This window comes from Nocardia lijiangensis NBRC 108240, assembly GCF_001613045.1.
Taxonomy (GTDB): domain Bacteria; phylum Actinomycetota; class Actinomycetes; order Mycobacteriales; family Mycobacteriaceae; genus Nocardia; species Nocardia lijiangensis.
Map to the genome: position 1 here is coordinate 1 of NZ_BDBP01000145.1, position 5,203 is coordinate 5,203.

The window sequence follows — 5,203 nt, forward strand, 5'->3', positions numbered from 1 at the left end:
GTGGCTGGGAGTGCGGGGATGTGGGGGGCGGTTGCGTGGTGTGGCTTGTTCAGGGGGCTCGTTTCGGCGGTGCCTTGGGGGTGTTGTTCACCGATGGTCGGGATGCCGGGGGTCGTCGCGGCGGAGTCGGGCCGGAGCCTGATTGGTGGGGTTGCCGTCGGTGGAGGTTCGGTGGTGGAAGAGACTGTGGTGCGGCTCCGGCCCGAATGTGGCGCCGCACACGCTCGCCATGAACATTCGCGGGCTGTTGGTTGCCGGTCGTACCCGGCCTTTAGGCTTGTACACATGTCTGTGTCCCACTCCGCCGCGTTCGATACCACCCTTCTCGACACGCTCCGTCGGCGTGTCGTCATCGGTGACGGCGCGATGGGCACCATGTTGCAGGCCGCGGATCTGACCCTGGACGATTTCCGCGGGCTGGAGGGCTGTAACGAGATCCTGAACGAAACCCGGCCGGACGTGCTGCGCGACATTCATCGCGCGTACTTCGAGGCGGGTGCGGACGCGGTCGAGACCAATACCTTCGGCTGCAATCTGCCGAACCTCGCCGACTACGACATCGCCGACCGGATTCGCGATCTGTCCGAGCGCGGTACCCGGCTGGCGCGCGAGGTGGCCGACGAGATGGGGCCGAGCGAGGACGGCACGCCGCGGTATGTGCTGGGTTCGATGGGGCCGGGTACCAAGTTGCCGACGCTGGGGCATGCGCCGTACACGGTGCTGCGTGATGCCTACATCGAGTCCGCGCTGGGCATGCTGGAGGGCGGCGCGGACGCGATCCTGATCGAGACCTGCCAGGACTTGTTGCAGGTGAAGGCGGCGATCACGGGTAGCAGGCGCGCCATGGAGCGTGCGGGCCGGCGGATTCCGATCATCACCCATGTGACCGTGGAGACGACCGGCACGATGCTGGTCGGCAGTGAGATCGGTGCGGCGTTGACCGCGCTCGAGCCGCTGGGTATCGACATGATCGGGTTGAACTGCGCGACCGGTCCGGACGAGATGAGCGAGCATCTGCGGCATCTGTCGCGGCACTCGCGGGTGCCGGTGTCGGTGATGCCGAACGCGGGTCTGCCGGTGCTGGGCGCCAACGGCGCGGAGTATCCGTTGACGCCGGAGGAGCTGGCCGTTTCCATGCGCCAGTTCGTCAGTGAGTTCGGTTTGGCGCTGGTGGGCGGCTGCTGCGGTACGACCCCGGAGCACATCCGTCAGGTGCGCGACGCGGTGCGCGAGGTCGAGCCGACGCTGGCGCCGATCGCGGAGCGCCGCGCGCCGGTGCACGAGCCGAGTGTGTCGAGCATGTACACCGCGGTGCCGTTCGAGCAGGACGCCTCGGTGATGATGATCGGTGAGCGGACGAATGCCAACGGCTCCAAGGCTTTCCGCGACGCGATGCTGGCCGAGGACTGGCAGAAGTGCCTCGACATCGCCAAGGACCAGACGCGTGACGGCGCGCATATGCTCGATTTGTGTGTCGATTACGTCGGTCGCGACGGCACCAAGGACATGGAGGCATTGGCGTCGCGGTTGGCGACGGCCTCGACATTGCCGATCATGCTGGATTCCACCGAGACCCCGGTGTTGCAGGCCGGGCTCGAGCACCTGGGTGGCCGGTGTGCGGTGAACTCGGTGAACTACGAGGACGGTGACGGGCCGGAGTCTCGATTCCAGCAGACCATGCGGTTGGTGGCCGAGCACGGCGCGGCGGTGGTCGCGTTGACCATCGATGAAGAGGGTCAGGCGCGCACGGCGGAGAAGAAGGTGGAGATCGCGCAGCGCCTGATCGCCGACATCACCGGCAACTGGGGGCTGGTCGAGTCCGACATCATCATCGACACCTTGACCTTCACCCTGGGCACCGGTCAGGAGGAGTCGCGCCGCGACGGCGTGGAGACCATCGAGGCGATCCGGGAGCTGAAGCGCCGCCACCCGCAGGTGCAGACGACCCTGGGTCTGTCGAACATCTCCTTCGGCTTGAATCCGGCCGCGCGGCAGGTGCTGAACTCGGTGTTCATGCACGAATGCGTGCAGGCGGGCCTGGATTCGGCGATCGTGCACGCCTCCAAGATCCTGCCGATGAGCCGGATCCCGGACGAGCAGCGCGAGACCGCGCTGGATCTGGTCTACGACCGCCGGACCCCGGACTACGACCCGCTGCAGAAGCTGATGGCGTTGTTCGAGGGTGTCTCGACGTCGTCGTCGAAGGCTTCGCGCGCCGAGGAACTGGCCGCGCTGCCGTTGTTCGAGCGGCTCGAGCGGCGCATCGTCGACGGTGAGAAGGCCGGTATGGAGGCCGACCTGGAAGCGGCCATGGCCGAGGTGCCGCCGCTGCAGATCATCAACGAGACGTTGCTGGCAGGCATGAAGACCGTCGGTGAGCTCTTCGGCTCGGGCCAGATGCAGCTGCCGTTCGTGCTGCAGTCGGCGGAGGTGATGAAGTCCGCGGTCGCCTACCTGGAACCGCACATGGAGGCCACTGACGACTCCGGCAAGGGCCGCATCGTGCTGGCCACCGTCAAGGGCGACGTGCACGACATCGGCAAGAACCTGGTCGACATCATCCTGTCGAACAACGGCTACGAGGTCGTCAACCTCGGCATCAAGCAGCCGATCGCGACCATCCTCGACGCCGCGGTGGACAAGAAGGCCGACGTGATCGGCATGTCCGGGCTGCTGGTGAAGTCGACCGTGGTGATGAAGGAGAACCTGGAGGAGCTCAACGCCAGGGGCGTGGCCGACCAGTTCCCTGTGCTGCTCGGCGGCGCCGCGCTGACCCGCGCCTACGTGGAGAACGATCTCACCGAGGTGTACGAGGGCGACGTGCACTACGCCCGCGACGCCTTCGAGGGCCTGCGGTTGATGGACGACATCATGAACCGCAAGCGCGGCGGCGGCCCCGACCCCGACAGCCCCGAGGCCGTCGCCGAACGGGAGAAGGCCGCCGAACGCAAGGCCCGCCACGAACGCTCCAAGCGGATCGCCGCCCAGCGCAAGGCCGCCGAGATCCCCGTCGAGGTGCCCGCACGCTCGGACGTGGCCGCCGACCTGCCGGTGCCTGCGCCACCGTTCTGGGGCACGCGGGTGATCAAAGGCCTCTCGCTGCACGAGTATTCGGGTCTGCTCGACGAGCGGGCACTGTTCCTCGGCCAGTGGGGTTTGCGCGGCCAGCGTGGCGGTGACGGGCCCTCCTACGAGGAACTGGTGGAAACCGAAGGCCGCCCGAGGCTGCGAGCCTGGCTGGACCGGCTGTCCACCGAGGGCGTGCTGCAGCACGCGGCCGTGGTCTACGGCTACTTCCCCGCGGTGTCGGAAGGCGACGACGTCGTCGTACTCACCGAACCCGATCCCGATGCGCCGCAACGGTATCGGTTCACCTTCCCGCGCCAGCAGCGCGACCGGTTCCTGTGCATCGCCGACTTCCTGCGCTCGCGCGAGCACGCCAAGGCCACCGGCCAGGTGGATGTGCTGCCGTTCCAGCTGGTGACCATGGGCCAGCCCATCGCCGATTTCGCCAACGAATTGTTCGCCGCCGACAACTACCGCGACTACCTCGAGGTGCACGGCATCGGCGTCCAGCTCACCGAGGCGCTCGCCGAATACTGGCACCGCCGCGTCCGCGAAGAACTGGTGCTCGACGGGCATTCGGTGGCCGAATCCGACCCCGAGGACGTGCAGGACTACTTCAAGCTCGGCTACCGCGGCGCGCGCTACTCCTTCGGCTATGGCGCGTGCCCGGACCTCGAGGATCGCGCCAAGCTGGTCGACCTGCTCGAAGCCGACCGCATCGGCGTCGTCCTCTCGGAAGAACTACAGCTGCATCCCGAACAGTCCACCGACGCGTTCGTCCTGCTGCACCCCGAGGCGAAGTACTTCAACGCCTGATCCGTCCGGCGAGAACGGCGGCTCCGCGTGACGTGGAGCCGCCGTTCCGCTTGTATACGGCGCACTCGGGCCGGAAGATGTGACGGTACTCACCGCGACGATCGGGGAGTGTCCCCCGGTCGCGGCTCCGGCCTTTGTCGCGGGCTCTGACCTGCTGGGAAGTGCGAAAATGCCGGTCGCCGAACGGGTATCGCCCAATATCCGTTACCTACGGGTACGCTCGATGTTTCAAGGCGACCTGGGTATTCGACCGTCCGGTCCGCGGCATCGTGTCACGCGGCTGGCTGTCTGTCGGGTGGGTATGCCATTGTCGAACAATTGCAACTGCATCCGGAGCAGTCGGCGGATGCCGTTCGTCTCGCTGCTGACGGGTGCAAAGCACTTCGGAGCGTACGGGTTTCCGGAAAATCCGCCGAGCGCGCCGAAGCGCTCGACGGCTCGGCGCACAGCAGGAGGGGCACGACCACATGACGGCGGATCGGTTGATCGCTGGACGGTATCGGCTGACGGATCCGATCGGCACCGGCGCGATGGGTGTGGTGTGGCGGGCGACCGACGTGCGGTTGCGCCGCACCGTGGCGGTGAAACAGCTGCTACTCGGGCCGGGGCTCTCCAAAGCGCAGGCGCTGGAGTCGAAATTGCGCGCGATGCGCGAAGGGCGGATCGCGGCGCGGCTGCACCACCCCAACGCGATCACCGTGTTCGACGTCGCCGAAGAGGACGGCCAGCCGTGGCTGGTCATGGAATACATGAACGCGCCGAGCTTGGCCGTCAAGCTGTCCGGGCAGCGCACCCTGTCGCCGATCGAGGTGGCCAAGATCGGCGCGCAGGCCGCCGCCGCGCTGGCCGCCGCGCACGACGCGGGCATCATGCACCGCGACGTGAAACCCGCCAATCTGCTGGTCGCCGACAACGGCACCGTGAAGATCACCGACTTCGGCATCTCCCGCGCGGTCGGCGACGTGACCGTCACCGCGACCGGATTCCTCGCGGGCACTCCCGCCTACCTCGCGCCGGAGGTGGCGCGCGGCGAGAACCCGGAACCGGCGTCCGACGTGTTCGCCCTCGGCAGCACGCTGTACGCCGCGGTGGAGGGCGCGCCGCCGTTCGGGGAGGGTGACAACGCACTGGCGGTCCTGCACGCCGTCGCGCGGGCCGACATAGCCGAACCGCGGCGGGCGGACGGGCTCGGACCGGTGCTGATGCACCTGCTCGCCGCGAGCATCGACGCGCGCCCGACCATGCGCGAGGCGCAGGAGGCGCTGGAAGCCGTTGCGGCGGGCCGGGTTCCGGCGCTGGCGGCGGCGCCGGTGGCGACCAA

The 5,203-nt window shown here is 67.8% G+C and carries 2 protein-coding genes; both read left to right on the forward strand.

From position 1 onward, the window contains the following. The first annotated feature begins 285 nt into the window (after positions 1-285). On the forward strand, positions 286-3,882 hold the full coding sequence (gene metH, locus NL1_RS34070) for a methionine synthase (protein ID WP_067848578.1): 3,597 nt from the start codon (positions 286-288) through the stop codon (positions 3,880-3,882). 467 nt (positions 3,883-4,349) lie between these two features. Then, on the forward strand, positions 4,350-5,203 hold an 854-nt coding region (locus tag NL1_RS34075), incomplete at its 3' end, for a serine/threonine-protein kinase (RefSeq protein WP_156095178.1).